Raw genomic sequence first — 26,394 nt, forward strand, 5'->3', positions numbered from 1 at the left:
ACCTGAGCGCTGCCCCGGGCAGTGGGAGCCCCAATCCCGATACGCTCGGATGGTGCCTTCCGATCAACCAGCGCCACAGCTGGATGTCGACCAGATCCTCGCCGATTCCGGTGTGCGGATCGTGGTCTGCTGTGGCTCGGGTGGCGTGGGTAAGACCACCACCGCCGCAGCAATCGCGCTACGCGCGGCCGAGGTGCACGGACGACGTACGGTCGTGCTCACCATCGACCCGGCCCGCCGGCTGGCCCAGTCACTCGGCCTGACCGAACTGGACAACACGCCACGGCAGGTCAAGGGGATCGACGTGGAGGCGAGTGGCGGCGAGTTGCACGCCATGATGCTGGACATGAAGCGGACCTTCGACGACGTGGTGCTCGCGCACAGCGACCCGGTGAAGGCCGCCGAGATCTTCGCCAACCCCTTCTACCAGGCGATGAGTTCGACCTTCGCCGGTACGCAGGAGTACATGGCGATGGAGAAGCTGGGACAGTTGCACGCCCGGGGCGAGTGGGACCTGATCGTGGTCGACACGCCACCGTCCCGGTCGGCCCTGGATTTCCTGGACGCACCGGCCCGGCTCTCCCGTTTCCTCGACGGGCGGATGCTGCGGCTGCTGCTGGCCCCGGCCCGGTCCGGCGGCCGGAGCATGTTCAGCCTGGTCACGGCGTCGTTCGGGATGTTCTCTCGGGCGGTGCAGAGGGTGCTCGGCGCCCAGTTGCTCACTGACCTGTCCGGGTTCGTCGCGGCCCTCGACTCGATGTTCGGCGGTTTCCGGCAGCGGGCGGAGCAGACGTACCGCATCCTGCAAGCGCAGGAGACGGCGTTTTTGCTGGTCGCGGCGCCGGAGCCGGACGCGGTACGCGAAGCGGCGTACTTCGCCGGGCGGCTCGGCGAGGACCGGATGCCGCTCGCCGGGCTGGTGCTCAACCGGGTGCACCAGACCACGGCGGCCGATCTCTCGGCGGAGCAGAGCCTGGCCGCCGCGGAGCGGCTGGCGGAGCTGGGTGGTCACGAGACCACGGTGGAGACGCTTCGGGTGCACGCCGCGTTGGCTCAGCAGGCGGCCCGGGAGCAGCGGGTGGCCGCGGTCTTCACCGACGCGTACCCGATGGTGCCGATGGTGGCGGTCACGGCGCAGCCCGCCGACGTGCATGACGTCGACGGGCTGCGAACGATAGGCGCCGCGATCAGCCGGCCGTGACCAGAGACTTGTCCTTGTTCTTCAAGGCGGCCTCGAACATCTTGCGCCAGCTGGCCACCTGCGGGTGCCGACGGAGCAGCGCCCGCCGTTCACGCTCGGTCATGCCACCCCAGACGCCGAACTCGATTCGATTGTCGAGCGCGTCGGCCAGGCACTCGTAGCGCACCGGGCAACTTCGGCAGATCCGCTTCGCCACGTTCTGTTCGGCGCCCTGTACGAACAGCGCGTCAGGGTCACCGTTCTGACATGCCGCCAAAGTGGGCCAGTCTGTGATCATGCCCATCTGTTCACGTCCCCCCTTGCTTTTCCCGCTACCGACTCGTGCCGATCAGCCGGCCACTAACCCCCCGGCCATCCGTCGCGCCTGCCCCCAGGCGGCACGGACGACGTGCGATTTCCCTCGCCGGACCATCATGCTCTGTAGTCGACTGATTACGCAACGTTGTCGGCCAAATTCATTAATCCGGACACTCCGGGCTCTTTGCCCGGGCGTCCGCGCTGTCTACCCAGTTGCGATGTACGAAAACGCTGCGGAGATCCGTCGGATGTAGGAGACTCGGCAGCACGGTGCCCGCAACCGCACGCCTGGGTCCGTGCGTTTAGCACAACGAGACCAGCGCCCGCAGGAAATGGGGAAAGTACGCGGAGCGCGACCTCGATGCTGACTCACGTACCCTGACGAGGTGACCCGGATGCGGAAACGCGACCACAATGTCTTTGCCAATGGCGCATCGTTGCTGATCTGTGGCCTACTGGCCGGGGTGGTGGTCGCTGCGGCTGCCTTCCCCGCGGTGGCGATGTCCGGCCTGGCCGCCAAGGCCGGTGCCGAGACCTTCGACAAGCTGCCGACCGAACTGACGGTCAAGATGGCACCGCAGATCAGCTACCTCTACGCGTCCGACGGCAAGACAGTGCTGGCGACGATGTACGACGAGAACCGGCGCGACGTCCCGATCGCCGACATCGCTCCGGTGATGCAGCAGGCGATCATCGCCGCCGAGGACCACGACTTCTACAAACACAACGGCGTTGACATGAAGGGCATCGCCCGCGCCTTCGCCGCGAACCAGAGCGCCAATGAGACCCAGCAGGGCGCCTCCACCCTCACCATGCAGTATGTGCGGCAGGCAATCGCCTACTCGGCGACCCACCCGCAGGACGTGGTGGCGGCAACCGAGGACACCACCGCACGCAAGCTCCGCGAGATGCGGTATGCGATCCAGATCGACAGCGAGCTCTCCAAAGAGGAGATCCTCGAGCGCTACCTCAACATCGCCCCCTTCGGCCGTGGCGCGTACGGCATCTTCGCGGCGAGTCAGGTCTACTTCAACAAGCACCCGAAGGACCTGAAGATCGAGGAAGCGGCAATGCTCGCCGGCATGGTCAAGGCGCCGTCGCAGAACGACCCGACCACGACCGACGGTTTCGACCGGGCGTTGAAGCGGCGCGACTACGTGATCGACAACATGCGCGACATCGGCGCCATCACGCCGGAGCAGGCGACCGCCGCGAAGGCCGCCGAGATGGTCATCACCGGCCACCGGGCGCCGAACGGCTGTGTCGCCACCAGCAGGAACCACTGGGGCTTCTTCTGCGACTTCTTCTACCGCTGGTGGATGGATCAGGAGACCTTCGGCGCCACCACGTACGACCGGGAGCGGCGGCTGAAGTCGGGCGGCTACAGCATCGTCACCACGCTCGACGTCACCACGCAGGAGGCGGCGAAGAAGGCCGTCGAGAAGCACATGAAGACCGGCAACCCGGAAGCGCTGATGCTGGCCGGCATCGAACCGGGCACCGGCCGCGTACGCGCCCTCGCGGTGAACCGGAACTACAAGCTCGACGACCCGAACAAGCCGCAGAACGGGCTCTCCACCAACAAGAAGGCGCCGAAGGGCACCCGGGGCACCTACCCGAACACCACCAACCCGTTGATCACCGGCGGTGGCGACATCACCGGTTACCAGGCCGGCTCGACCTTCAAGATCTTCCCGCTGGTGGCCGCGCTGGAGAAGGGCTACCCGCTGGCCTACTCCATCAACGCGCCGGAGATGTACCACTCCAAATACCCGGTGAAGTTCAACGGGGACGGAGCCTGCCCCGGCACCGACGACTACTGCCCGCGCAACGCCAGCAAGAGCATGACCGGTACGCACAACATGTGGAGCGCCTTCGGCGCGTCGGTCAACACGTACTTCGTGCCGCTACAGGAGCGGGTCGGCGCACTCAACTCGATCAACGTGGCCAAGCGGCTCGGCATCCAGTTCCGGTCACAGAAGGACGCCGACATGACCACCGAGGAGGGCGGCGCCGACAACTGGGGCGCATTCACCCTCGGTGTCTCCGCGACCACACCGCTCGACGTGGCCAACGCGTACGCGACCCTCGCCGCGGACGGCAAGTACTGCGAGCCGATCCCGGTGCAGGAGATCCGCGACCAGTCCGGCAAGACCCTCGACGTGGCGAGCCCCCGGTGTGAGCAGCGGTTCAAGACGGAGGTCGCGCGCGCGGCGATCGACGCCGCCCGTTGCCCGGTCGGCGACAACTCCTCGACCTCGCAGTGCAAGGGTCGCACCACCCAGGCCGTACGCGGCGAGGTCGACAAGCCGGTCGCCGGTAAGAGCGGCACCACCGACTCGGACCGGACGGCCGCCCTGGTGGTCACCACCAAGCAGCTCGCCGTCGCCGGCATCCTGGCCGACCCGGACTGGCCCGAGACCACCGAGAAGATGCGCCACGACAAGGTCGACCCGGCGGTCTACGAAACGCTGCGGGACGCCATGAAGGGCAAACCGTCCCAGCAGTTCACCCCGCCCAACGGCAAGATTGTCCAGGGCGACCAGCGCTCGATTCCGAACGTGGAGTGCCAGCCGGTCGACACGGCCCGGAGCCGGGTCAAGGGCGCGGGCTTCGAGGTCGAGGTCTCGACCAAGCAGGTCGACTCGAAGTGCCCCGTGGGCACTGCCGCCGGCACCAACCCGAGCGGGCGCACCATCAAGGGCGGGGCGGTGACGATCGAGATCAGCAACGGCAAGGGGTCGAACTCCCCCTCGCCCGGCAACAACGCTCCCGGGCAGCCTGGTGACGGTCCCCGGGGCCCGAACCTGGGCCGCCCGCCGGGCCAGTAGCCAGAGGTCGTACGCGAGACAGTGATGGGCGGGCACCCGAGGGGGCCCGCCCATCGTCGTACCCGGGCACGGACACCTGCGACGCCACCATCGGGTAGGTAACCCCGGATCAACCACCCGTTTCACTCACGACCACCACGACGTAGATCGATGGATAGAGACCTTCGTCACAAGTCCCGACACCTTGCAACCAAGGTCAACATGCACCAGGGTGAGAGTCGGCTCCGTCACCGGCGCCACACGGGGAGTAATACCGTTTCACCGGAACGAGGGCTCAGCGCAGCGAACCATCCTCATCACGACACCCATCACCCCAGGCCCTGTTCGCCGGCCCACACGCCCCGACGGGTGGTGCCACCGCGCGGATCGGTCCCGGCTCGCCGACATGACGCAGTCCCTCACTTCCGGCGCTGTCGGAATAACGGCAACCAAGCGAAAACGGCAGACAAAGCCCTCTTGCATGATCCTCTATTCATAGTGGATCATCGATGCGACAGGGATTCGCAAGAATCCGACCGGTAACGGGGGAATCGCACCGACCACCCAGGTCGGTCACACTTTCGCGTGCACCTCCTCGTCGTGCGCGAATGCTCCCCGGGCCCGCCCGAATGCCGCATGGGGAGGACTTACGTGAACAATCGAAGTCGACATCGGACTCGACTCGCCGCCGCAACAATCGCTTCGGTACTCGCCATTGGCCTACTCGCACCGCCCAGCGCGGGCGCTGCGCCGACCCCACCCGAGCCCACCTCCGCATCCGGATCCACCAGGCAGAGCGCGGCATCCGCCTCGTCGAACACCATCGCCCCCGACGCCCGAGCCCGGGTCCTGCCAACGGGCTGGGCACGGTCAGCAGACCTGGCCTGGGCCACCACCGGCGACGCGAACGGATTCCATATAGTCACCGCTTCGGCGAAAAGCGGCTACACCTGGAAAACAATCGCCACTCTCGCCGAGCCCGGTTTCGACACCGACCTGTGGATCGGCAACGCCTGTCTGACCGGTTCTGGCCGCCGGCTGGTAGTGGTCTACGCGCCGCGTACATTCACGAACGAAGCGGATCTGTTCGACCGTGGCGCATTCACCGCAGTCGTCGACCTAACCACCGGAACCGTCCGGAAACTTCCGGTGCAGTCGACCCTTGCGTACTTCAATCCGGGCTGCGGGATCGGTGAAACAGCCGTCATCACACAACTGGGCGGGGAGCAGTCGGAGGCACTCAGCAGCTTGCCCGGCAGATCCCGCCTGGTGACCGTGGACACGACCAAGGGCAGTCTTTCCAGCCCGATCACGGTCGACGCCGAGGTCACTTCGGCAATTCCCATCGGCAACGGAATAGTCGCCGCCGGCGGCACCGGACTCGTCGCGGTCGAGCCGACCGGGAAGCTGAACCGGCTCACCGCCACCCAGGGCGTGGCGTTCCATCTTCACCCCGACGCCGACGGCGGTGTGGTGTACCTGGACCGGGTCGGCGACCAGGCGCGCGTGCAGCGGGCCCGTCCCGAGCCGGGGGCGGTCCCCCAGACGCTCGCGACCGGCCGGCTCACCGAACTCGGCATCTCCCCGGCGGCGGCCGGACGGGTTTTTGTCACCGGCCGATCGAACACGCGGTCCGACTTCCCGAAATCGGTCCGCCAGATCGACGTCTCCCCGGACTCCGTGATCTCCTCCCTCGGCGAAATCGCGGTGACCCGGGTCGGCCGGGCCGACACGCCGGGATCCCCCCTCCTCGTCGCGGGCGGTCCGCACGAGAGCCAAACGGTCCGGATCGAGGGCAAGGTGCTCGCCACCGGCGCGGAGGTCGCGTTCCGGGTGCTGCCCGGAGGGGTTCGTACTGATGAAGGGCTGGTCTCCCATCCGAAGCTGTCTGGTGGCCGACCCGCAGACGGCCGGCGAGCCGCCGCTGCCGAGGATTGGGAGCCCGGTTCACCAACCAACCCGGTGGACACCGAGCGGTGGTGTTCGGTGCCCCGAAACGATCCGCAGAACCAGACGATGCAGCCCAAGCCCCGGCAGGTCGAGTGGGCGGTGGACCAGGCGATCACCAACACTCCCTACGCCGAGCGCCCGGCGAACTGGAAGAACCTGGGTATGCCGGCGTACTCACCGCTGGCGTTGTTCCCGAGGATCGAACTGGTAGGCGGCGGACGAGTGCCGTCACAGGTCATGCTCGGCATCCTGGCCCAGGAGTCGAATCTCTGGCAGGCCACCGGGGCGGCCGTGCCGGGAGTGACCGCGAACCCCCTGATCGGCAACTTCTACGGGCGGGACATCTACAACGGGGATGAGGCCGACGACTGGGACATCCGCTGGGAAGAGTCCGACTGCGGTTATGGCGTCGCGCAGGTCACCGACGGCATGCGGCGGGCCGGATTCGAGAAGGAGGGTGAGACCTCGTACCCGTACCAGACCCAACGGGCGGTGGCGCTGGACTTCGCGGTGAACGTCGCCGCCGGGGCTCGCATCCTCCAGTCCAAGTGGAATCAGACCCGCAGCGCCGGGCTGACCGTCAACGGCGGCGACGCGGACGGGCTGGAGAGCTGGTTCTTCGCCCTGTGGGCCTACAACTCCGGCTTCTTCCCGGACAAGGGCGACGGCTCGCCGTGGGGGCTGGGTTGGGGAAACAATCCGGTCAACCCGCGATACCCGGCAAATCGGAACGCGTTCCTCGAAACCAGCTACGCGGACGCGAAGAACCCGCAGCGCTGGCCCTACCCCGAGAAGGTGCTGGGCTTCGCCGGGCACCCGCCGGACCTGCTGGAGGGGCCGGACCGGCTCGTCTCCGCCTTCATACCGGCCTGGTGGGTCACCGGTACCGACCGGGCGACGGTCAAGCCGCCGGTAGACCTGTTCTGCACCACCAGCAACAATTGCCACCCGGGCGGACGCTACCTGCCCGACGACCCGGACGTGGTGGGCGAGCCGGCGGGACCGTGCGCCAACCGCAACCAGCTTGGCTACTACGACCTGCGGTGCTGGTGGCACGAATCCACCCAGTGGAAGGACCGGGACCAGGGCGGTTTCGAGCAACTCCGCTTCGACCCCGGGTGGGAGTACCAGGCGGACGCCACCCCCTATCAACCCAACTGCTCGCTGTCGGGTCTGCCCGCAGGAGCCCTCGTGATCGATGACGTACCGGACGGCACGGCCTCGGTCCGCCCCGACTGCGGTCGCCCGTGGACCAACTCCGGACAGTTCGGCCTCCAGTTTCCGGAGGACCACGTGGTCGCCGGGACCTACCCGGCAAAGGTCGACTTCCACCAGGTCGGCGGAGGGTTCGGCGGACACTTCTGGTTCGGCCACACCAGGGTTCCCAACGCCGAGGGTCAACGAATGAAGGTCACCGGTACCTGGACCCTCAATCAACAGATCAACGGGTGGGCGAGAGTCCTGGTGCACATTCCCGACCTCGGCGCGCACACCCAGCAGGCGACGTACGAGGTGAACCTCGGCCAAGGCTTCGCAGCCGGTAAACGGCGGGTGGTCCTGCAACGGACACAGGAGCATCGATGGGTCTCCCTCGGCGCGTTCCAGTTCACCGGCACGCCAGCCGTACGACTCTCGACCGAGACGTTGGACGGCACGGGAGTGGACGATGTCGCCTGGGACGCGATCGCCTTCGAGAAGCTGCCGGGCAAGCCGCGACACCAGGTGGTGGCGCTCGGCGACTCGTACACCTCCGGCGAGGGGGCTTCGACCAACCGGGGGTCCGACTACTACAAGGAGTCCGACTACAAGGAGATCGTCAATGGGGACGAGGTCCAGTTCCAGAATGTCTGCCACCGCTCGAAGCAGGCGTGGCCCCGGCAGGCGAAGTTGTCCGACAGCACAAAGAACCTCGGGGCCCGAGCGGACGAGTGGGACCAGCAACTGGACTTCCAGTTCCATCCCTGTTCCGGTGCGGTGAGCGAGAACCTCCTGCCCTACTACACGGTGCCGGCCGGTCAGCCCAAGCCGACGAACGGCTTCGGCAGCGAGGGGGTGGGGCAGTACGGCGAAATGTCCCAACTGGACAAGGGGTATCTCGACGAGAACACCACCCTGGTGGTGTTCTCGATCGGCGGAAACGACGCCAGGTTCGCGGACATCGTCAAGCAGTGCGTCCTGGATCCCGTCGGGCTCTGCCAGAACGACACGCTGGAGGGCGACAACAAGCCGCTCGCCGAGATGACCATCGATCGGATCAACGGACCGATCAAGGCGTCCATCAGGACGGTGCTGCGGCAGATCCACGAACGGGCACCGAACGCGAAGATCATGTTGATGGGGTACCCGAGGCTCCTCGAAAACCACGGTACGTGCATCTTCGGTATCGGAGCGGCCGAGGCACCCTGGCTCAACAGCACCGCCGACTATCTGGCCGCCAAGATGGACGAAGCGGTCCAGGAGGTTAAAGCCGAGGGTGTCCAGGTCTGGTTCGGTAACCCGATCGCCAGGTTCGCCGGCAAGGCGGTCTGCGGAGACCCGGAGACGGTGAACGGCGTGATCGCCGAACAGACGCCCGGCGAGAAGCCCTCGCCGACCTCACAGCAGTCGTTCCATCCGAAGATCAGTGGCGCGGGGATCTACGCTGACGTGATGAACGACGTCACGCGTGACCAGATGGGCCTGTGAGGTTCGACCGCCGCCCGGCGACCGCGAGGAGGCGAATCAGCCTCCTCGCGGTCGCCGGGATCACGATCACCGCGCTCGGCGCCGCCGCCGGCTGCGGGCGAAGCGACCGGGAACAGGCTCTCGATCAAGCCACCGAACAGGTACGACAGCGGGCGGCGCTGACCGAAGAGAGCATCTCTGGCACCCTCGCCAGCCCCCGGGCCCCCTCGGACCAGGCGCTGCTCGACGCCGTCGCCGGCGTGGCAGAGGGTGGCGAACGCCATGCCATCGTGTTCGAGCGACAGGTGGAATCGGTCGACCGGATCCGCCTCGACCTCGCCTTCGACGCCCGCTCCGAAACCGGCGGCATGGCTCGGGCCACCGTCGTCGTCCGGCTCTGTGTGCGGCTGACCGGAACCCGTGGACCGGATCCGGGAGTGACCATGACCGACATCGCGTGCGGCCGGATTCCGGAGAACCCGTTGGGTAAGCCGGATGAGATCGTCGGGCTGGCCGGCTGAGGCGGAGGAGACGCTCAGGCGTCGAGCTGGCGCCGTACCTCGGCGGCCACCCTGCCCCCCTCGGCCCGGCCGGCCACCGCGGCCTGGCTGGCCTTCATCGCCGGGCCCAACTGGGCCTTGCCCTCGAAGCCGCCCGTGGCGAGCGCACCCCGCACCAGCTCGGCCAAATCCTCGTCGCTGAGCTGCTTCGGCAGATAGCGGTCGAGCACCTCACCCTCGGCCCGCTCCTTCTCGGCCTGCTCGACCCGACCGGCGTCGGCGAAGGCGGTCGCCGCCTCCCGGCGCTTCTTCGCCTCCTTCGTCAGGACAGAGAGCACCTCGTCGTCGGAGAGCTCCCGCTTGGCCTTGCCGGCTACCTCGGCGTTGCCGATCGCGGCGAGCGCCATCCGGAGGGTCGAGGTGGTCAGCTCGTCGCGTGCCTTGAGGGCGTTGCGCATGTCAGCGGTCAGGAGGTCCTTCAGCGTGCTCATGACTCGTCAAACTACCCTGGGCGCCATGCAGAAGCGCACCGTATTCCGACTGGCCGCCGGCACCGTCGCGGCCGGGGCAGCCACTTTCGCGTACGCCTCGCTCGTCGAGCGGAACCTGTTCACCCTCCGCCGTTTCGACGTGCCGGTGCTCGCCACCGACGCGGAACCGCTGCGCATCCTGCACCTGTCTGACCTGCACATGACACCGGACCAGCGACGTAAGCAGCGGTGGGTGGCATCGCTCGCGGCCACCGACCCGGACCTGGTCGTGGTGACCGGCGACAACCTGGCGCACCCGGGCGGCGTACCCGGGGTGCTGCGGGCGCTCCAGCCGCTGCTGGACGTACCGGGAGCCTTCGTCTTCGGCTCGAACGACTACAAGGGCCCGGTCTGGAAGAACCCGCTGAGCTACGTGCTGCCGGAGCGGGAGTACGTCCAGGGCGTCGACCTGCCGACCGAGGACCTGCGCGAGGTGCTGGTCGGTGCCGGCTGGGCCGACCTGAACAACGCCCGTACGACGCTCAAGGCCGGTGGCCGTACGGTCGAGCTGGTCGGGGTGGACGACCCGCACGTCGAGCGGGACGACTACGGCTCGGTCGCCGGCCCCACCTCGGAGCAGGCGGACCTTTCGATCGCGCTCACCCACTCGCCCGAGCCGCCGCTGCTGGACGAGATGGCCGCCGACGGTTTCCAGTTGCTGCTCGCCGGACACACCCACGGCGGCCAGGTCTGCGTGCCGTTCTACGGCGCGCTGACCACCAACTGCGACCTGCCGCTCTCCATGGCCAAGGGCCTGCACCGGTGGCCGAACTCGGACGCCTGGCTGCACGTCTCGGCCGGGGTCGGCACCCACCCGACCGCACCGATCCGCTTCGCCTGCCGACCTGAGGCGTCGCTGCTGACCCTGATTCCCCGCTGACCGTTCGGGCCAGTTCGGCACCGGGCAACGCGCTGGGCTGCCGGGGAGCACCCGCCGGGATACCGAATTTGACCACCGGGGCTGGTGGGCTAGTATTTGTCAGCAGCTCGGGGTGTAGCGCAGCTTGGTAGCGCGCTTCGTTCGGGACGAAGAGGTCGTCGGTTCGAATCCGGCCACCCCGACGAGTTGGTGTAATTCGGGTCGGTCTCCTTCACGGGATACCGACCCGAATTGTTTCCCAGGGCACGGTGCTCAGTTACCTCCTGCCGGTCACCTGGCCGCCCGTTCCCTGGACTCTGGCCAGGGCGGCATCTCGTCAAGATCCTCGCCCTCCTCAGCTTTGATCCACCAGCCTGTGTCGTTCACGTAGTGCTCGAACCACTCCAAGAGGCTGGGCGAGTCGACGAACCACGCGGCGTCGGGATCGCCGGGATTGGGTTCGAAGAGAAGAACAGTCCCCTCGGCGCTGCGGCAGTCGACGCACGCGTACATGCCACATCCCCAGGTCATGATCGGAAGGACGCCCTCCGGCCACGCCCACTCGGTGCCGGCGTACCCGCTCCGTGCCCGGAGGTAGCTGTCGACGGCCTGCTCCGACGTCGGGCCACCGGTCAGGCTGAACAGCCGATATTCGGGGCCGAATCCACCGTTCGCGAAGTCTCGGTATATCGCCTTCAGCAGGGGATGCAGCCCGAATCCCAACTGTCGCTCGGCCCGGTCGATCTCGCGCTGGGACAGCCGCGCGGGCAGACCGTCGGCGGGCAAGGCATCGTCGTCCGCCCGCATGGCGATGTCGGCAAGGATGGAGGCGTAATCCGTCACGGTCAGCGATCCTGCCAGCCGGGTACGTCAGTCTCGTCCGATCCGGCGGGGTGCGGATCAGCGCCGGGTACGTGGCGCTCGGCCCACCTCTCGGGTTAGGTGACGGCAACCACACGACCGGTGATCGCCATCGGCACCAAGAACGACCATCCCTGCTCCTGGAACTGGCGGTGGATCTCCCTATGATCCACTCAAAGGAACTGCTGAGAACCCGTGGGTAATCTTGGAGTCGCGCCGCCCGGCCTGCCACCGGTCGACCACCCCCTCAGCCCCTCCTGGAACGACAAAAGGTGCCCCCGGAACACGAACGAGTCATCTCCGCTGTGACGGCCTGCCTTCCCATGGCGTCGGCCGCCTCGGAGGCCTGCCAGCTGACCGTCACCGCCCTCGGGCGGTACGCGCCAGCACACGTCTCCGTGCTCCTACCGCTGCACGACCGGCTTCGGCGGGTCGCGGCGACCGGCTCATGGCAGATCTTCGCCACCCTCCCCCTGCGCACCGGACTGGCCGGGCGGGTCTTCGTCTCCGGCCGGGCCGAGACAGTTCACCCGACAACCGACGGGCCGACGCTGCCACCGGACGTCTACTCCCAGACCTGCGTACCACTGCTCAGCCCGACCGGCGCGGTGGTCGGCGTACTGACGCTGGACTGGACCGAGCCGGCGGCCCTGCCGGCCTGGCAGGCAACCGCCGAGCAGGTCGGGGCCCGGCTGGGAGCACGGATCGCCCAGCTCGGCGGCCCGCCGGTGGAGAGCCGCGACGAGAAGCTGCTGCGGCATGCCGCCAACCTGACCGCCGCCGTCGACGAAGCGGGCCTGGTCGACGCCGCGGTCGACGCCGCCCGGGACGTGTCCGGGCTCACCTCGGCGATCCTGCTGCTCGCCCGCCCCAGCGGGCTCCGGCTCGTCGAACCGGAGCGCCCCCACGACGCCCAGGGTGACCTTGAACACCGGATCCGCAAGAGCCTGACCCGACACCAGTCCCACCCGACCCTGGAACGGCTGACGGCGTGGGTGCACGAACGGGGCGCCGCCTACACCCTCGCCGAGGACGGGGCGGTCGGCCTCGGCGAGCAGGAACTTCCGCTGCCGGACGGGGTCAGCACCCTGATCGCCGTACCACTGGGTCCGGCCGAGACCGGCGGCCTGCTGCTGGTCGCCGACGAACTGGTGCGGCGACCGGATCCGACCACGGTCAACCTGCTGGAGTTGCTCGCCGCCCAGGCATGGATCTGCCTCGACCGGCTCCGTAGCCTCGCTGGCCTGCGGAAACGGGCCGGTTCGGATCCGCTGACCGGGCTACGCCACTACGGCTCTTTCGGCGAGCGGATCACCGATACGACTCCCGGGAGCACCGCGCTGCTCGCCATCGACGTGGATGATTTCAAAATCATCAATGACACGTACGGGCACCAGGCCGGCGACCAGGTTCTGGTGGAACTGGCCCGGGCGTTGGAAACGGCGCTCCGTCAGGGCGACGAGCTGTACCGGGTCGGTGGCGACGAGTTCATCGCGGTGATCGAGGTCGGCCGGCCGGAGGAGGCGGCGGGGATCGCCGAACGGCTGGTCACGGCGGCCCGGCGGGTCGGCCGGACGATCAGCGTCGGCGTGGCGGTGCAGAACGACGCCGAGTCACCGGAACGTACCCTGCGCCGCGCCGACGCCGCGCTCTACGACGTCAAGCGCGAGGGCCGGGACGGCGTACGTCTCGCCGCCGCCTGACCCGTCACCTGCCCGCCCCTGCTATCTGCCGCCGCTCTGAATGGAACGGTTCAGCGGGCCGCGCCGGCGAGGTACTCGGCGGCGAGCAGCTCGGCGATCTGGGCGGTGTTGAGGGCGGCACCCTTGCGCAGGTTGTCCCCGGTGATGAAGAGGTCCAGGGCACGGGGGTCGTCCATCGAACGACGGATCCGCCCGACCCAGGACGGGTCCGTTCCGACCGCGTCGATCGGCATCGGGAACTCGCCCCGCTCCGGGTCGTCGACCAGGATCACCCCGGGCGCGTTGCGCAACGCCTCCCGGGCCCCCTCAGCGTCCACCTCGGCGCCGAAGACTGCGTGTACGGCAACCGAGTGCCCGGTCACCACCGGCACCCGTACGCAGGTCGCGGAGACCTTCAGGTCGGGCAGGCCGAGGATCTTGCGCGACTCGTTGCGCATCTTGAGTTCCTCGGACGACCAGCCGCCGTCGGCGAGCGACCCGGCCCACGGGACCACGTTCAGCGCCATCGGTGCCGGGAACGGACCCAGATCGTCGCCGACCGCCTGCCGTACGTTGCCGGACCGGGAGCCGAGCCCCCGGTCACCGGCGATCTTGGTCAACTGGTCGTGCAGGGTGTCGACCCCGAGCTGACCCGCCCCGGAGACCGCCTGGTACGACGCGAGCACGAGTTCGCGCAGGCCGTACTCGCGGTGCAGTGGCGCCACGGCGACGATCATGCCGAGCGTGGTGCAGTTCGCGTTGGCGATGATCCCCTTGGGGCGGTTGCGTACCTGTTCCGGGTTGATCTCCGGGACGACCAACGGCACGTCCCGGTCCATCCGGAAGGCCCCGGAGTTGTCGACGGTGACCGCGCCCCGGGAGACGGCGATCGGCGCCCACTCGGCCGACACCTCGTCCGGGACGTCGAACATGGCGACGTCGACCCCGTCGAAAACCTCCGGGGTCAACGCCCGCACGGTCAACTGCTCGCCCCGACAGAGCCGCTGCTGCCCGACCGACCGCTCGGAAGCGATCAGTCGGATCTCACCCCAGACGTTCTTCCGCGACGAGAGCAGGTCGCACATCACGGTGCCGACGGCACCGGTCGCCCCGACGATCGCAAGGGTGGGCAGCTGGCCCATGAGGAGTTACCTCCCGGTTCCGGCGTACACGACGGCTTCCTCTGTGCCCCCGAGGTCGAACGCGTCGTGCACTGCGCGGACCGCGGCGTCCAGGTCGGTGTCCCGGCACACGACGGAGACGCGGATCTCCGAGGTGGAAATCATCTCGATGTTCACCCCAGCCTCGCCGAGCGCCGCGAAAAAGTTGGCCGCGACGCCCGGGTGGGAGCGCATGCCGGCACCGATCAGCGACACCTTACCGACGTGGTCGTCGTAGAGCAGCCCCTTGAACTTGACCGATTCCTGGATCTTGCTGAGCGCGGCCATCGCCGTCGGACCGTCGGTCTTCGGCAGGGTGAACGAGATGTCGGTGCGACCGGTCCCCTCGGTGGAGACGTTCTGCACGATCATGTCGAGGTTGATCTCGGCACTCGCCACGGTCTCGAAGATCCGGGCCGCCGCACCGGGCTCGTCCGGTACGCCCACCACGGTGATCTTCGCCTCGCTGCGGTCGTGGGCGACCCCGGTGATCAGTGCTTGCTCCACAGCGGGTTCCTCCATCGATCCGGTGACCATCGTGCCGGTGTTGAGCGAATATGACGAGCGGACATGAATCGGCAGTTGCGCCCGGCGGGCGTACTCGACGCTGCGCAAGTGCAGCACCTTCGCGCCGCAGGCGGCCAACTCCAGCATCTCTTCGTACGTGATCTGCTTGATGTGACGTGCGTTCGGGACGATCCGGGGGTCGGCGGTGAAGATCCCGTCGACGTCGGTGTAGATCTCGCAGACGTCCGCGTTCAGTGCCGCGGCGAGCGCGACCGCGGTGGTGTCCGAGCCACCCCGACCGAGCGTCGTGATGTCCTTGGTGTCCTGCGACACGCCCTGGAAGCCGGCCACGATCGCGACCGCGCCCTCGTTCAACGCGCCCTGCAACCGACCCGGGGTCACGTCGATGATCCGCGCCTTGCCGTGCACCGAGGTGGTCAGCACGCCCGCCTGCGAGCCGGTGTACGACCGAGCCTCGTAGCCGAGGTTGTGGATCGCCATGGCGAGCAGCGCCATCGAGATCCGCTCCCCGGAGGTGAGCAGCATGTCCAGCTCGCGGCCGGGTGGCAGCGGACTGACCTGGTGGGCCAGGTCGAGGAGTTCATCCGTGGTGTCCCCCATCGCGGAGACCACCACCACCACGTCGTCACCGGCCTTGCGAGCGGCGACGATCCGCTCGGCCACCCGTTTGATCCGTTCGGCGTCGCCGACGGAGGATCCGCCGTACTTCTGCACCACCAGTGCCACGACGGTCTACTCCTTCCACCGGCGGGCGTCCGCCCAGCCGGCCACCACGCTGCCGACCGGGCCGTTTCCGCCGGCTCTGGGCAGCCTGCTCCATTGAACCCGGAGCGTGCCGACGCCGCCGGCCACAAACCGGCGGCGCCGTATGAACGACCCTCAGGGTACCGGCCCGGCAGGGACCGGGGGCAGCCACGATCCCACCATCCGGCCTGCCGGGCGACTCAGCGTGCCCCTGCTGAGGTGGCGCTCGCGACACGCCGGGGGACGGCCCGCCCGACTGACTGATCAGTAGGCCCGGACAGGCCCGACAATGGCACGATGCGCCCGGCAGCCGCCCCTCCCGCCACCGCCCCCACCGCCGACCCGCCCGGCCGGTCCGGCCGACATGCGCCGAGCGCCGGTCCTTCGGGAGCGGGCGGGCGGCTGGTTGCCGGCATGGTGGTGATCAGCGGCCTGATGCTGCTCGGCGGTTGTGGCAGTGGTGACGCACCTCCCGCCGACCCGGGTGCGACGTCACCGGCCGGTGTCGCGGTCACCGCGACCGGCACGTCCTCGGTGAGCGGGGACACCGACGCCCGTACGCAGCTCGCGGCGCTGGCGGCGGCGGCCGAGGACCGGCACCTGCGCGCCTTCTACACGCTCTCCCGCAGCGGGCAGCCGGACCGGACGGTCACGCTGACCAGCGCTCCCGACGGCACCTGGCGGGTCGACGTACCCGGCGGCGCACTCGGCGGCACCGCCGACGTCGCTATCGCGTCAACCCGGGACGGGGTCTTCCAGTGCGCGTTGCCCTCGTCCACCCGCCCGGACCCGACCACCTGTGTCCGGGTCGCGGCCCCGGACAAGCCGCTGCCCGCGAGCGTCGATCCTCGGGTGCAGCACGTCTTCACCGACTGGCGGGAGGTGTTCACCGACCGCCAGGCGTCGTTGGCGGTCTCGACCACCCGCGCGCTGCCGCACTCGCGGGGTACCTGTTTCTCGGTCGACTCCACCGCCGCCTCGCTCAGCGCCCCGCTGGACATCGGCATCTACTGCTTCGACACCGACGGGACGCTCACCGCGGCCCGGGTGGCGTTCGGCACGCTCCTGCTCAACGGCCAGCCCACCGACGCGCCACGGACGGTGACCCTGCCCGGTCCGGTGGTGGCCGGTGCCGCCCTGCGTACGGCCGCGCCCCCCACACCGAGCGTCGCGACCACCCCGACCAGCGCGCCAACGAGTTGATCTCCCTTTACGGTACGGGTGCAATCGTTCACAACTGGTGACCCCGGCGATACGACAGATCGCCCCATACGGCACACTCGACCCCATGGTGGAGCTGTCCCCGCTGCTCGCGGCCAGGTGGAGCCCGCACGCATTCGATCCGTCGGCGACATTGACCGACGCGGAAGTGCTCTCGCTGCTGGAGGCGGCCCGCTGGGCCCCCTCGGCCGGCAACAACCAGCCGTGGCGCTTCATCCTGGGTCAGCGCGACGACGAGACGTACAAGCGGATCCTGACCAACGTCGGCGCGGCGAACCAGCGCTGGGCGGGGAACGCGTCGCTGCTACTGCTCGCGGCGCACACCACCACCGTCCCGACCGGTTGCCCGCCCTCGCAGGCGGCGTACGACCTCGGCCAGTCGGTGGCACACATCACCATCCAGGCCACCGCTCTGCACCTGCACGCCCACCAGCTCGCCGGCGTCGACCTGGCCGGACTCAGGACCGACCTGGAGCTGCCGGTCGACGTACGACCACACGCGGTGGTGGCGATCGGCCGACTCGGCGACCCGCTCTCCCTCCCGGCCGACCTGCGCCGCTGGGAGACCGGCCTGCGCCAACGGCGCCCACTGGCCGACCTCCTGCTCAACTGAGCGGGAGCGGCGCTCCCCGGGTGACGACGGCTCCTCGGTCGACCCACCGGGCACCACCTGGAAGAATGCGATCCGCATCCCAGACTGCGGACCGAGCTTCCCGAACTGGAAATGCTCACGTAGGGTGACCGATGTCATGTGGCAGGCGCTTCTCCTTCGCTGCCGCGACGAGGCCCATCTGGCCGGCACCTCGTCGCGGAGTTGACGCGCGCCGTCCAGCCCCGCCGGTTGACCATCGTCGACCAGCCGGTTCCCGCCCGACACCTCGCTCTTCCCGGCGCTGACGCCGCATGACCACGGGAGTCTTCGACCATGCCCAACCCGTCCGACACCGACACTGATCCGATCGCCCGGCAGCGCCCCAGCCGGATGCCGTACCAGCGCTACCAGGCGTACCAGCAGCAGTTCTCCGTCGACCTGCCGGACCGGAGTTGGCCGACCCGCCAGGTCACGGCCGCGCCCCGCTGGTGCGCGGTGGACCTGCGCGACGGCAACCAGGCGCTGATCGACCCGATGTCCCCGGAGCGCAAGCGGCGGATGTTCCAGCTGCTCGTCCAGATGGGCTACAAGGAGATCGAGGTCGGCTTCCCGTCGGCCAGCCAGACCGACTTCGACTTCGTCCGGCAACTGATCGAGCAGGACCTGATCCCGGACGACGTGACCATCCAGGTGCTGACCCAGTGCCGCGAGCACCTGATCGAACGGACCTTCGAGTCGCTACGCGGGGCCAAGCGGGCGATCGTGCACTTCTACAACTCGACCTCCACCCTGCAACGGCGGGTCGTGTTCGGGCTGGACCGGGACGGAATCACCGACATCGCCACCCAGGGTGCCCGGCTCTGCCAGAAGTACGCCGAGATCCACACCCCGGACACCGACATCTACTACGAGTACTCGCCGGAGTCGTACACCGGCACCGAACTCGACTACGCCCTGGAGGTCTGCGCCGCGGTGATCGAGGTCATCGACCCGACACCGGATCGGCCGCTGATCATCAACCTGCCGGCCACGGTCGAGATGGCCACCCCGAACGTCTACGCCGACTCGATCGAGTGGATGGACCGCCACCTGCCCCGGCGGGACAGCGTCATCCTCTCCCTGCACCCGCACAACGACCGGGGCACCGGCGTCGCCGCCGCCGAACTCGGGCTGCTGGCCGGCGCCGACCGGATCGAGGGCTGCCTCTTCGGCAACGGCGAACGTACCGGCAACGTCGACCTGGTCACGCTGGGCCTGAACCTCTTCTCCCAGGGAATCGACCCGGAGATCGACTTCTCCTCGATCGACGAGATCAAGCGTGCCGTCGAGTACTGCAACCAACTGCCCGTACACGAACGGCACCCGTACGCGGGGGATCTGGTCTACACCGCCTTCTCCGGGTCGCACCAGGACGCGATCAAGAAGGGCCTCGACGCCCTCGACGCGGACGCCCGCGCCGCCGGGGTGCCGATCGACGAGTACACCTGGGGGGTGCCGTACCTGCCGATCGACCCGAAGGACGTGGGCCGTACCTACGAGGCGGTCATCCGGGTCAACTCGCAGTCCGGCAAGGGCGGCGTCGCGTACATCATGAAGGCGGAACACAACCTGGACCTGCCGCGCCGCCTCCAGATCGAGTTCTCCGGCGTGGTGCAGCAGGTCACCGACGGTGCCGGTGGCGAGGTCGAGCCGACCCGGATGTGGGACATCTTCGCCAGCCACTACCTGGCCGACCACCAGCCGCAGCCGGTGCTGTCGCTGCTCACGTACCGCACCGGAACCGTCGACGGCAAAGTCGAGATCGAGGCCGACGTCCGGTTCGGTGGCGAGATCCGAACCCTCGCCTCGGTCGGCAACGGCCCGATCGACGCGTACGTCAACGCACTGGAAACCCTCGGCGTAAGGGTCCGGGTGCTGGACTACCACGAGCACGCCCTCTCCTCCGGTGGTGACGCCCAGGCGGCGGCGTACGTCGAGGCCGAGGTCGACGGTCGTACGGTCTGGGGTGTCGGCCTCGACGCGAACATCGTCACCGCCTCGATCACGGCCGTGACCAGCGCGGTCAACCGCGTTCGCGGCTGAACTCGGCAGTGGGCGACCGACCGGTGGGAGAATCCGCCAGCCGGTCGGTCGTCCGGCCACCGTCGGTCGTCCAGCCACCGCACCCTTACGGCACCTCCTCCGGCCGTGGCGTTACCGCTGCGATCCCTGGGCTGCCCGCTCCGGTCGGTGGATGAGGAAGACGGCGAGCAGCGCACCGACGATCATCAGTCCGGCGCACCAGAGCATCGCGGCCCGGAACGCCTGGGCCAGTTCGGCCGGCATCCGGTACGCGGCGCCGGAGAGGCCGACCAGCAGCGGCAGGGCCGCCACCGCGAGCACCCCGCCGGCCCGGGACGCGGCGTTGTTGAAGCCGCTCGCCACACCGGCGAACTGGTCCTCGACGGCGGCCAGCACCGAGGTGGTGAGCGGCGCGACCACCAGGGTCAACCCGAGCCCGAAGAGGAAGACACCGGGCACCACGTCGACCCAGAACGAGGCATGCGGTCCGATCCCCCGCAGCAGCAGCACACCCCCGGCGGCGATCACCGGTCCGACGGTCAACGGCAGACGGGGGCCGATCCGGGCGGCCAGGGCGCCGGCCCGGGGCGAGCCGAGGAGCAGCAGCCCGGTCATCGGCAGGTTCGCCAGGCCGGTCTTCAACGCCGAGAAGCCGGCCACGTTCTGCAGGTGCACGGAGAGGAAGAAGCTGAACCCGCCGAGGCTCGCGTACACCACGACGGTGTAGATGTTCAGCACGGAGAAGAGCCTGCGTCGGAAGAGCTTCGGGGGCAGCATCGCGGCGTCGCCCTTGCGCCGCTCCAGCAGGACGAACGCGATCGCCGCCACCACCCCGACCACCCCGGCGACCGGCGCCAGTACGGACGCGCTGCCGGTGCGCTGCGCCGCCTCGATCAGGGCGAAGGTGATCCCGGCGAGGCCGAGTGCCCCGAGCAGCGCGCCGGTGATGTCGAACCGGGTGCCGACGTTGCCCGCCTCCGCTCCGGCTTGGTTCGTCGCGCCAGCGGCGCGGCTCTCCGGTGCCCAGCGCAGCGCGGCGAACACCACCACCACCGCGAGCGGCACGTTGATCAGGAAGATCCAGCGCCAGGAGAGAGCGTCGATCAACCAGCCGCCGAGCAGGGGGCCGAGCGCTGTCGACACGCCGGAGAAGCCGGACCAGGCACCGATCGCCCGGCCCCGGTCATCGGGGTGGAAGCTGGCCTGGATCAGGGCGAGCGATCCCGGCGTCAGCAGCGCACCGCCCGCGCCCTGGAGAAAACGGGCGGCGATCAGCCACTCGATGTTCTGCGCCACGCCGCAGAGGACCGAGGCCGAGGTGAAGCAGACCACGCCGATCAGGAAGATCCGGCGGCGGCCGTACCGGTCCCCGAGTGCGCCGCCGAGCAGCACGAACGCGGCCAGGGTCAGCATGTAGCCGTCGACTGTCCACTGTAGGCCCGAGACATTCGCGTCGAGACCTCGGCCGATGTGCGGCAGGGCCACGTTGACGACGGTCGTGTCCAGGAAGACCATCCCGGAGGCGAGGACCGTCGCGAAGAGCAGACCCCGGCCGGACGCGCTGGCGAGTCGAAGGGGAGTTGACGGTTGAGGCACGCTGTTCAACATGCCTCGCGCGATACGGCGAATGTTACGAAACGCCGAAACCTCTACCGGATACTGTGCGGATACCCCGAACAGACCGCAAGCTTGGCTGGTGTCGTACCCGCGTACCAGACCAGGAGCCCGACAGCTCGCCTCGGCCGCGCTCGCCACGGCGCTCGCCCTCGGTGCCGCCGGCTGTGGGCCGGGTGGCACGGCCGCCCCGGAACCCAGCTCGACCGGGACCGGCAACGCGTCCAGCCAGCTCGAACAGCTGACGGTCGCGCAGGCCAGTTCGATGAAGGGGTACGACCGGGACCACTTCCCACACTGGCGCGACGCCGGGAAGAACTGCGACGTACGCGACACCGTGCTGCAACGCGACGGCGAGGACATCAAGCTTTCCGGCTGCAACGTGGTCAGTGGCCGTTGGACCAGCGTCTACGACAACCGGACGGTGACCGATCCGGCCGGCGTCGACATCGACCACATGGTGCCGCTCGCGAACGCGTGGCGCTCCGGTGCGGACGAGTGGAACGACGCCGAACGGGGTGACTTCGCCAACGACCTGACCCGACCGCAGCTCCTGGCCGTGTCGGCGGCCAGCAACCGGAGCAAGGGTGACCAGGGACCGGAGGAGTGGAAACCGCCGAACCGCGACTACTGGTGCACGTACGCCGAGAGCTGGGTCGCGGTGAAGCACTACTGGAAACTCACCGTCACCCCGACCGAGAAGTCCACCCTCGCCGAGATGCTCGCCACCTGCTGACCCGTGTGAACAAGGGCCCCTTCCTCTCGCTCATGCGGTAGGAAGGGGCCCTTTCCCACACTTCCACCGCGTGGGCGGTGGGGTGCCGTGGTCAGACGGTCGGGATCAGTTCACCGGTCTCACCGGGGCTGGCCAGGTCGGTCGGACGGACCAGCTCCGGCTCCACCTCGTGAGCCCGGATCCGGCCGGCGGCGATCTCCTCGGCGAAGTGGCAGGCCACCTTGTGCCCGGCGACGGTTTCCCGCAACGCCGGCCGCTCGTCCCGGCAGCGGGTCGGCTGCGCCCACGGACAGCGGGTGTGGAACCGGCACCCGGACGGCGGGTTGGTCGGCGAGGGCAGGTCACCGGCGAGCAGGATGCGCTCCCGCCGGTCCTCCACCACCGGGTCCGGCACCGGCACCGCGGACATCAGTGCCTTGGTGTACGGGTGCAGCGGCTCCCGGTAGAGGTCGTCGCTGGATGCCTCCTCCACCAGTCCACCGAGGTACATCACGCCCACTGTGTCGGCGATGTGCCGAACCACGGCCAGGTCGTGCGCGATGATCAGGTACGTCAGCCCCCGCTCGCCCTGCAGATCCTCCAACAGGTTGATCACCTGCGCCTGGATCGAGACGTCGAGGGCCGAGACCGGCTCGTCGGCGACGATCAGGTCCGGTCCGAGCACCAGCGCGCGGGCGATGCCGATCCGCTGGCGCTGGCCGCCGGAGAACTCGTGCGGAAACTTGCGCAACGCCGAGGCCGGCAACCCGACCGCGTCCAGGGTCTCCCGGAGCCGCCGCAGGGTGTCCGCCTTGTCGTTGGCCAGCCCGTGCGCCTTGAGCCCTTCGATCAGCAGCGACTGCACCGACTGGCGCGGGTCGAGGCTGGAGAGCGGGTCCTGGAAAATCATCTGCATCCGGCGCCGGGCCAGGCGCATCGCCTCGCCCTTGAGCGAGCGGACGTCGGTGCCGTCGAAGACGATCTCTCCGTCGGTCGGTTCGACCAGCCGCAGCAGACCTCGGCCGAGGGTCGACTTGCCACAGCCGGACTCGCCGACCAGACCGTACGTCTCCCCTGACCTGATCGACAGGGAGACCCCGTCAACCGCGTAGACGTACCCGACGGTGCGGTCGAAGAGGACCCCGCTCTTGATCGGGAAGTGCACCTTCAGGTCACGCAACTCGACCAACGGCGCCTGCGCCCCGGCCTCGGGCGCCGGCCTCGGCGCGGGAGTTCGGGCGGTCGACTCGGACACCTCTGCGGTGGACTCGGTCACGCCGCCACCTCCTCAAGTACCGGGTTGTTGCAACGCAGCCGCCCACCTGGCGCGGTCGGCTCCAGCGGCGGAGCGCCCTCCAGGCACGCGTCGACCACCCGGTCGCAGCGCGGAGCGAAGGCGCACCCCTCCGTCCAGGGAATGTTGTCCGAGACCGAACCCCGGATCGCGTGCAGTCGCTCTCCGCGCAGGGAGTCCAGCCGGGGCACCGAACTCAACAACCCATGGGTGTACGGGTGACGCGGGCGGGCGAAGAGTTCGTGCCGCTCGGCGGTCTCGACCACCTTGCCGCCGTACAGGACGTTGACGGTGTCGCAGAGTCCGGCGACCACCCCGAGATCGTGGGTGATCATGATGAGCGCCGTCCCGGAGGAGTCGACGAGTTCCTTGAGCAGGGTCAGGATCTGCGCCTGGATGGTCACGTCGAGCGCCGTGGTGGGCTCGTCGGCGATCAGCAGGCGCGGCTTGCAAGCCAGTGCGATCGCGATCAGCGCCCGCTGGCGCATGCCGCCCGAGATCTGGTGCGGATATTCGCCCAACCGTCGGTCCGGGTCCGGGATGCCGACCGCGTCGAGCAGGTCACGTGCCTCACGCAACGCCTGCTTGCGGTCCCGCCCCTGGTGCCGTTCCAGCACCTCGGCGACCTGGAGGCCGATCGGCAGGACCGGGTTGAGCGACGAGAGCGGGTCCTGGAAGATCATGCCGATCTCCCGGCCCCGCCGGTCCCGCATGTCGTTGGGACGGAGCTTGAGCAGATCGGTCCCGTCGAAGCTGACCTCACCGGTGACCTTGTTGCCGCGCTTCGGCAGCAACCCCATGATCGCCAGGCTGGTCACGCTCTTGCCACAACCGGACTCGCCGACCAGGCCGACGGTCTGCCCCGGTTCCACGGAGAAGCTGACCTGGTCGACCGCGGTGAACGCACGCTCACCCCTGCGGTTGAAGACCACACTCAGATCCCGTACGTCGAGCAGGCTCATGCTGCTTCCCCCTCTTGCCCGTGGTGCCCGGGCGAAGCGACCGGGTGTGCGTACGAAAGCATCTCGGTCACCGCCGGTTCTTCGGGTCGATCGCCTCGCGCATCGCCTCACCGAGCAGGGTGAAGCCGAGCGCCACGACGATGATCGCGAGGGCGGGATAGTAGGCCAGTTCCGGCCGCACCTCGAAATAGCGCTGACCGTCGACGCCGAGCATCAGACCCCACTCGGCCCGGTTGATGTCCGGGTCGCCGAGGCCGAGGAAGGAGAGCGCGGCAGCCTCCAGGATCGCCACCGCGAAGGTGAGCGTGGCCTGGGCGATGACCGGGGTCAGCGAGTTGGGCAGCATGTGCCGCAACACGATGGACCGCTCCTTCACACCGAGCGCGCGGGCCGCGAGCACGTGGTCGCTCTCCCGTTGCGCCAGCATCGCGCCGCGCAGCAGCCGGGCGAAGATCGGCACACTGACGATCGAGACCGCGAAGATGACCGTCCACTGGCTCGACCGGCTGGCCAGCGCGACCAGGGTGATGGCGAGCAGCAGGCCCGGCAGGGCGAGCATGACGTCGGTGAGCCGCATCAGGACGACGTCGACCCAGCCACCGAACGCCCCCGCGACCGCCCCGATCAGCACACCCAGGGCGAGCCCGATCAGGGTGGCCAGCACACCGACCAGGAGCGTCTGCCGGGCGCCGTAGACGAGCCGGGAGGCGAAGTCGCGCCCGAGCGGGTCCGAACCCAACGGGAACCCGTCCTGGGCGCCCGGGATGGTGTCTGCCGTCAGGCCGTCGAGCAGAGCGTCGAACCGCTGGTTCGGATCGTGCGGGGCGATCAGCGGAGCGAAGATCGCCACCAGGACGAAGAGACCGACGATCACCGCCCCGGTCACCGCCACCGGATTACGGGCCAACCTCCGCACGATGTCGCGGAACATGCTCACGCCACCGGGCTCGGCGCTCGCTCGCGCCAGTTCGTCCAGCCGGGCCTTCTTCCGATCGGCGAGCGCGGTGACGCCACGGCCGGTCATCCCGCCACTTCGCGCGTTCGGCGCGCCGACGCCGCTGTCCTGTTCGTTCGACTCGCTCACGTTGCCGCCTTGTTCGCTCATCGCACACGCACCCGGGGATCGATGACCGCGTAGGAGAGGTCGACCAGCAGGTTGACCACGATGAAGACCAGCGCGGCGACCAGAATCAGCGCCTGTAGCACCGGATAGTCCCGGCTTCCGGTGATCGAGTCGGTGATCAGTGTGCCGAGCCCGCCCCAGTTGTAAACCTTCTCGGTGAGCACCGCGCCGGCCAGCAGCGCACCGGTCTGGAGACCGATCGTGGTCACCACCGGCAGCAGCGCGTTACGCAGTACGTGCCGACCTCGAATGGTCTGGTGGCGCAGGCCCTTGGCCTCGGCGGTACGGATGAAGTCCTCGTTGAGCACGTCCAGCACGCTGGCCCGGGTGATCCGTACGATCACCGCCAGCGGGATGGTGGCCAGGGTGACCGCCGGCAGGATCAGGTGCCAGAGGGCGTCGGCCGTGGCGTCGAATTCGCGGGTGAGCAGCCCGTCGAGTACGAAGAACCCGGTGACGTTGGTGTTGTCCAGTCCGGTGCTGACCCGCCCGGACGGCGGGAACCAGTGGATGTTCTGGGTGAAGACGTCCTTGAGCAGATAGCCCAGGAAGAAGATCGGGATCGAGATGCCGAGCAGCGTCCCGCCGACGGTCAGGTTGTCCAGGGTCCGACCGCGGTGCCGGGCAGCGAGGTAGCCGAGCGGGATACCGAGTCCGACCGCGATGATCATCGCGGCGAGGGCCAGCTCGACCGTTGCCGGAAAGGCCCGTCCGAGTACTTCGACGACCGAGTCGCCGGTGCGAATCGAGTTGCCGAAGTCGCCGGTCAGGATTCGCTGCATGAACTTGCCGTACTGGACCAGGATCGGCTGGTCGTACCCGAGTGCCTTGGTCAGGAGTTCCCGCCGCTCGGGCGTGGCCCGTTCGCCGAGCAGTGCGTCGACAGGGCCGCCGGGCAGGTTCCGGAGCCAGACGAAGATCAGCGCGGTCAGCGCGATCAGGGTCACCACCAGCTGTAGCAGGCGGCGGACTATGACTCGCAACATCTCTCACACACCATGTTCTCGATACCCGCAGGCGCGGCCC

Annotated in this window: 20 protein-coding genes and 1 tRNA gene; 11 read left to right on the top strand and 10 right to left on the bottom strand. The window is 68.7% G+C overall.

Features of this window, described 5'->3' with window-relative positions; genetic code table 11:
- Nucleotides 1–49: 49 nt before the first annotated feature.
- The gene (locus ACIBF5_RS09260; protein WP_396809729.1) at nucleotides 50–1,201 is read left to right on the top strand and encodes an ArsA family ATPase; all 1,152 of its coding nucleotides are present in this window, start codon (nucleotides 50–52) and stop codon (nucleotides 1,199–1,201) included.
- Here the strand turns inward: ACIBF5_RS09260 and ACIBF5_RS09265 are convergent.
- Nucleotides 1,188–1,484 carry a WhiB family transcriptional regulator gene (locus ACIBF5_RS09265; protein WP_121157967.1) on the bottom strand — a complete coding sequence of 99 codons (297 nt, stop codon included), beginning with the start codon at nucleotides 1,482–1,484 and terminating at the stop codon, nucleotides 1,188–1,190. The two genes, ACIBF5_RS09260 and ACIBF5_RS09265, sit on opposite strands and share 14 nt — an antisense overlap.
- A gap of 409 nt (nucleotides 1,485–1,893) precedes the next feature.
- Here ACIBF5_RS09265 and ACIBF5_RS09270 point away from each other — a divergent pair, with 409 nt between their 5' ends.
- The 3 genes from ACIBF5_RS09270 (at nucleotide 1,894) to ACIBF5_RS09280 (ending at nucleotide 9,443) form a co-directional block, all read left to right on the top strand.
- Nucleotides 1,894–4,329 (top strand): penicillin-binding protein, encoded by a 2,436-nt coding sequence (locus ACIBF5_RS09270; protein ID WP_396809731.1) that lies wholly within the window; start codon nucleotides 1,894–1,896, stop codon nucleotides 4,327–4,329.
- Nucleotides 4,330–4,959: 630 nt separating this feature from the next.
- Entirely contained in the window at nucleotides 4,960–8,943 is a 3,984-nt protein-coding gene (locus tag ACIBF5_RS09275; protein WP_396809733.1) for an SGNH/GDSL hydrolase family protein, read from the top strand.
- Complete coding sequence (locus ACIBF5_RS09280; protein ID WP_396809735.1) at nucleotides 8,940–9,443, top strand: hypothetical protein; 504 nt, start codon at nucleotides 8,940–8,942, stop codon at nucleotides 9,441–9,443. Before ACIBF5_RS09275 ends, ACIBF5_RS09280 begins: the two co-directional genes overlap by 4 nt.
- 14 nt (nucleotides 9,444–9,457) lie before the next feature.
- Here the strand turns inward: ACIBF5_RS09280 and ACIBF5_RS09285 are convergent, their stop codons facing one another.
- Complete coding sequence (locus ACIBF5_RS09285; RefSeq protein ID WP_396809737.1) at nucleotides 9,458–9,913, bottom strand: GatB/YqeY domain-containing protein; 456 nt, start codon at nucleotides 9,911–9,913, stop codon at nucleotides 9,458–9,460.
- Nucleotides 9,914–9,938: 25 nt separating this feature from the next.
- Between ACIBF5_RS09285 and ACIBF5_RS09290 the strand changes: the two genes are divergently transcribed.
- Both ACIBF5_RS09290 and ACIBF5_RS09295 read left to right on the top strand, forming a co-directional pair.
- Nucleotides 9,939–10,832 (top strand): metallophosphoesterase, encoded by an 894-nt coding sequence (locus ACIBF5_RS09290; RefSeq protein ID WP_396809739.1) that lies wholly within the window; start codon nucleotides 9,939–9,941, stop codon nucleotides 10,830–10,832.
- Between the two features lie 108 nt (nucleotides 10,833–10,940).
- A tRNA-Pro gene (locus ACIBF5_RS09295) sits at nucleotides 10,941–11,014 on the top strand.
- Between the two features lie 88 nt (nucleotides 11,015–11,102).
- Here the strand turns inward: ACIBF5_RS09295 and ACIBF5_RS09300 are convergent.
- Nucleotides 11,103–11,654 carry an SMI1/KNR4 family protein gene (locus ACIBF5_RS09300; RefSeq protein WP_396809741.1) on the bottom strand — a complete coding sequence of 184 codons (552 nt, stop codon included), beginning with the start codon at nucleotides 11,652–11,654 and terminating at the stop codon, nucleotides 11,103–11,105.
- Nucleotides 11,655–11,995: 341 nt separating this feature from the next.
- Between ACIBF5_RS09300 and ACIBF5_RS09305 the strand changes: the two genes are divergently transcribed.
- Nucleotides 11,996–13,375 (top strand): diguanylate cyclase, encoded by a 1,380-nt coding sequence (locus ACIBF5_RS09305; RefSeq protein WP_396809743.1) that lies wholly within the window; start codon nucleotides 11,996–11,998, stop codon nucleotides 13,373–13,375.
- 50 nt (nucleotides 13,376–13,425) lie between these two features.
- Here ACIBF5_RS09305 and ACIBF5_RS09310 read toward each other — a convergent pair whose 3' ends face one another.
- Together ACIBF5_RS09310 and ACIBF5_RS09315 are read right to left on the bottom strand one after the other, a co-directional pair.
- The gene (locus ACIBF5_RS09310) at nucleotides 13,426–14,496 is read right to left on the bottom strand and encodes an aspartate-semialdehyde dehydrogenase (protein WP_396809745.1); all 1,071 of its coding nucleotides are present in this window, start codon (nucleotides 14,494–14,496) and stop codon (nucleotides 13,426–13,428) included.
- Nucleotides 14,497–14,502: 6 nt separating this feature from the next.
- On the bottom strand, nucleotides 14,503–15,768 hold the full coding sequence (locus ACIBF5_RS09315; RefSeq protein WP_396809747.1) for an aspartate kinase: 1,266 nt from the start codon (nucleotides 15,766–15,768) through the stop codon (nucleotides 14,503–14,505).
- A gap of 315 nt (nucleotides 15,769–16,083) precedes the next feature.
- Between ACIBF5_RS09315 and ACIBF5_RS09320 the strand changes: the two genes are divergently transcribed.
- The 3 genes from ACIBF5_RS09320 to leuA all read left to right on the top strand — a co-directional run bounded on the left by ACIBF5_RS09320 (nucleotide 16,084) and on the right by leuA (nucleotide 19,681).
- Entirely contained in the window at nucleotides 16,084–16,989 is a 906-nt protein-coding gene (locus tag ACIBF5_RS09320) for a hypothetical protein (RefSeq protein ID WP_396809749.1), read from the top strand.
- Between the two features lie 85 nt (nucleotides 16,990–17,074).
- The gene (locus tag ACIBF5_RS09325; RefSeq protein ID WP_396809751.1) at nucleotides 17,075–17,620 is read left to right on the top strand and encodes a nitroreductase family protein; all 546 of its coding nucleotides are present in this window, start codon (nucleotides 17,075–17,077) and stop codon (nucleotides 17,618–17,620) included.
- A gap of 312 nt (nucleotides 17,621–17,932) precedes the next feature.
- The gene (gene leuA, locus ACIBF5_RS09330) at nucleotides 17,933–19,681 is read left to right on the top strand and encodes a 2-isopropylmalate synthase (protein WP_396809753.1); all 1,749 of its coding nucleotides are present in this window, start codon (nucleotides 17,933–17,935) and stop codon (nucleotides 19,679–19,681) included.
- A 111-nt stretch (nucleotides 19,682–19,792) separates the two neighbouring features.
- On the opposite strand, the gene ACIBF5_RS09335 is transcribed toward leuA, so the two are convergent.
- Nucleotides 19,793–21,268, bottom strand: coding sequence for an MFS transporter (locus ACIBF5_RS09335; protein WP_396809754.1), 1,476 nt, complete (start codon nucleotides 21,266–21,268; stop codon nucleotides 19,793–19,795).
- A gap of 88 nt (nucleotides 21,269–21,356) precedes the next feature.
- Here ACIBF5_RS09335 and ACIBF5_RS09340 point away from each other — a divergent pair, with 88 nt between their 5' ends.
- On the top strand, nucleotides 21,357–22,010 hold the full coding sequence (locus tag ACIBF5_RS09340; protein WP_396809756.1) for an HNH endonuclease family protein: 654 nt from the start codon (nucleotides 21,357–21,359) through the stop codon (nucleotides 22,008–22,010).
- A gap of 91 nt (nucleotides 22,011–22,101) precedes the next feature.
- Here the strand turns inward: ACIBF5_RS09340 and ACIBF5_RS09345 are convergent, their stop codons facing one another.
- The 4 genes from ACIBF5_RS09345 to ACIBF5_RS09360 form a co-directional block, all read right to left on the bottom strand.
- Nucleotides 22,102–23,178: an ABC transporter ATP-binding protein gene (locus tag ACIBF5_RS09345; protein ID WP_396809959.1), complete on the bottom strand. Its 1,077-nt coding sequence runs from the start codon at nucleotides 23,176–23,178 to the stop codon at nucleotides 22,102–22,104.
- A gap of 83 nt (nucleotides 23,179–23,261) precedes the next feature.
- Nucleotides 23,262–24,245, bottom strand: coding sequence for an ABC transporter ATP-binding protein (locus ACIBF5_RS09350; protein ID WP_396809758.1), 984 nt, complete (start codon nucleotides 24,243–24,245; stop codon nucleotides 23,262–23,264).
- Between the two features lie 67 nt (nucleotides 24,246–24,312).
- A complete protein-coding gene (locus ACIBF5_RS09355) occupies nucleotides 24,313–25,269 on the bottom strand; it encodes an ABC transporter permease (RefSeq protein ID WP_396809961.1) in 957 nt (318 codons plus the stop codon).
- A gap of 77 nt (nucleotides 25,270–25,346) precedes the next feature.
- A complete protein-coding gene (locus ACIBF5_RS09360; protein WP_396809760.1) occupies nucleotides 25,347–26,354 on the bottom strand; it encodes an ABC transporter permease in 1,008 nt (335 codons plus the stop codon).
- Between the last annotated feature and the right edge of the window lie 40 nt (nucleotides 26,355–26,394).

The sequence above is a fragment of the Micromonospora sp. NPDC050417 genome, assembly GCF_044458865.1.
Classification (GTDB): Bacteria; Actinomycetota; Actinomycetes; order Mycobacteriales; family Micromonosporaceae; genus Micromonospora_G.

What these genes read in the sequence shown, in the direction of transcription:
- ACIBF5_RS09260 (WP_396809729.1), top strand. Translation starts at nt 50, where the DNA reads ATGGTGCCTTCCGATCAACCAGCGCCACAGCTGGATGTCGACCAGATC.
- ACIBF5_RS09265 (WP_121157967.1), bottom strand. Translation starts at nt 1,484, where the DNA reads ATGGGCATGATCACAGACTGGCCCACTTTGGCGGCATGTCAGAACGGT.
- ACIBF5_RS09270 (WP_396809731.1), top strand. Translation starts at nt 1,894, where the DNA reads ATGCGGAAACGCGACCACAATGTCTTTGCCAATGGCGCATCGTTGCTG.
- ACIBF5_RS09285 (WP_396809737.1), bottom strand. Translation starts at nt 9,913, where the DNA reads ATGAGCACGCTGAAGGACCTCCTGACCGCTGACATGCGCAACGCCCTC.
- ACIBF5_RS09290 (WP_396809739.1), top strand. Translation starts at nt 9,939, where the DNA reads ATGCAGAAGCGCACCGTATTCCGACTGGCCGCCGGCACCGTCGCGGCC.
- ACIBF5_RS09305 (WP_396809743.1), top strand. Translation starts at nt 11,996, where the DNA reads ATGGCGTCGGCCGCCTCGGAGGCCTGCCAGCTGACCGTCACCGCCCTC.
- ACIBF5_RS09310 (WP_396809745.1), bottom strand. Translation starts at nt 14,496, where the DNA reads ATGGGCCAGCTGCCCACCCTTGCGATCGTCGGGGCGACCGGTGCCGTC.
- ACIBF5_RS09320 (WP_396809749.1), top strand. Translation starts at nt 16,084, where the DNA reads ATGCGCCCGGCAGCCGCCCCTCCCGCCACCGCCCCCACCGCCGACCCG.
- ACIBF5_RS09325 (WP_396809751.1), top strand. Translation starts at nt 17,075, where the DNA reads ATGGTGGAGCTGTCCCCGCTGCTCGCGGCCAGGTGGAGCCCGCACGCA.
- leuA (WP_396809753.1), top strand. Translation starts at nt 17,933, where the DNA reads ATGCCCAACCCGTCCGACACCGACACTGATCCGATCGCCCGGCAGCGC.
- ACIBF5_RS09335 (WP_396809754.1), bottom strand. Translation starts at nt 21,268, where the DNA reads ATGTTGAACAGCGTGCCTCAACCGTCAACTCCCCTTCGACTCGCCAGC.
- ACIBF5_RS09350 (WP_396809758.1), bottom strand. Translation starts at nt 24,245, where the DNA reads ATGAGCCTGCTCGACGTACGGGATCTGAGTGTGGTCTTCAACCGCAGG.
- ACIBF5_RS09355 (WP_396809961.1), bottom strand. Translation starts at nt 25,269, where the DNA reads ATGACCGGCCGTGGCGTCACCGCGCTCGCCGATCGGAAGAAGGCCCGG.
- ACIBF5_RS09360 (WP_396809760.1), bottom strand. Translation starts at nt 26,354, where the DNA reads ATGTTGCGAGTCATAGTCCGCCGCCTGCTACAGCTGGTGGTGACCCTG.